The sequence below is a fragment of the Colwellia sp. SU-HH01172 genome, from assembly GCF_057553355.1.
In genome coordinates, this window is sequence record NZ_BAAJMB010000019.1 from 1 (window position 1) to 627 (window position 627).

A 627-nucleotide genomic window follows, 5' to 3' on the forward strand; every position below is an offset into this window, starting at 1 on the left:
TATTTCAAGGAAGATTTAGTGGCTATATCACGACTAGCTAAAATTATTTTTTCGATATCAATCACCGGATTAATTATAGTTTGCTTAACATTTGATGCCAACCACTCTGCTCACTTGCAAGCGCAGTGTAAAATAATTGAGAACATAGCACGCAATAAATTGGCCGTAGAACACCTAGATAGCTGGGCGTCTGAACATGTTATCGATAAAGGTTATCATTTTGTTTCGGGTATGCATGGACGTATAACTGGTTCAAAAGGAGAAGATTACTATACTATTAAGTCACTTCCAGAAGAAAAAATAACGGGAATCGGAATAAATTATTTTCGCCTAAGTATAGATAAAATTGCTGGTGATTTTGAAACCAAAATTACGAATGATAATGTAGGTCAAATTAATTTCGGCCGTGGTCGAGATCAAGTTATTATATTAAAAAACGGTACACTGTTAAAAAGTTATAGAGGGCATGATGAGTCATCGGGTCATTTATTAAAAATTAATGATTCACTTTTTACTTATTGTGCTAATGCGAAATTTGAAATATAACAAGCTGTTCAAGCGGGACAAATAACAGTTGGCTGTTTCGCTCCGCTCACATTATAGCCAACTACAATTTGCCCCTTAACA

Annotated in this window: 1 protein-coding gene; it reads left to right on the forward strand. The window is 34.8% G+C overall.

The features are described 5' to 3' along the window. On the forward strand, nt 1-546 hold a 546-nt coding region (locus AC27JP_RS20295), incomplete at its 5' end, for a hypothetical protein (protein ID WP_487117760.1). Between the last annotated feature and the right edge of the window lie 81 nt (nt 547-627).